We start from the raw sequence: 832 nt of genomic DNA, 5'->3' as shown, positions 1-832 counted from the left end.
GCCATGTACGTGGCCAAGCGCGGCGGCGGGGGGCTGGCCCGCTACGACGAGGCCAGCGGGCAGGCCGCGCGCCAGCGCCTGCAGCGCGTGGGCGAGCTGCGCGCCGGCATCGCCGCCGGTGAGCTGGTGCCCTACTACCAGCCGCAGGTGGACGTGCGCACCGGTGCGGTGGTGGGCGTGGAGGCGCTGGTGCGCTGGGCGCACCCGCAGCGCGGGGTGCTGGCGCCGGTGGAGTTCGTGGAGCTGGCCGAGGCCCACGGGATGATGGCCGAGCTGACCACCGCGGTGCTGCGCCAGGCCGCCGAGCAGGCCGCCTCCTGGCACGCCGCCGGCTTCCCCGTGCGCGTGGCGGTGAACCTGGCCACCAGCTGCCTGGTCAACCCCGCCCTGGTGCCCCTGGTCGACGAGGTGATCGCCACCAGCGGCCTGGACGCCACCGCGCTGGTGCTGGAGATCACCGAGACGACGCTGATGAGCGACCCGCGGCGCAGCCGCGCCACCATCGAGGCGCTGCTGGTGCGCGGGGTCTCGGTGAGCATCGACGACTACGGCACCGGCTACTCCTCGCTGGCCTACCTGCAGGACCTGCCGGCGGTGGAGCTGAAGCTGGACCGCGCCTTCACCCTGCGCCTGTCGGGCGAGGCGCAGGCCGGCGCGACCGGCGAGCCGGGGCGTACCGCCTCGATCATCGCCGGCACCGTCGAGCTGGCGCACAGCCTGGGCATGCGGCTGCTGGTGGAGGGCGTGGAGGACGCCACCACCCTGCGCCGCCTGGGCGAGCTGGGCGTCGACGAGACCCAGGGCTACCACCACGCCCGCCCCATGCCCGCCG

1 protein-coding gene is annotated in these 832 nt (G+C 75.5%); it reads left to right on the top strand.

Annotation, left to right across the window (positions count from 1 at the left end; all coding sequences use genetic code 11):
• The coding region (locus tag ACRYR7_RS25585) for an EAL domain-containing protein (RefSeq protein ID WP_432575205.1) at nucleotides 1-832 on the top strand (832 nt) is incomplete at both ends.

This window comes from Kineococcus gurbantunggutensis (genome assembly GCF_050871925.1).
In the GTDB taxonomy this organism is placed as follows: Bacteria; Actinomycetota; Actinomycetes; order Actinomycetales; family Kineococcaceae; genus Kineococcus.
Note: the sequence above shows the minus strand (reverse complement) of the source record. Positions and strands in the feature narration are given on the sequence as shown.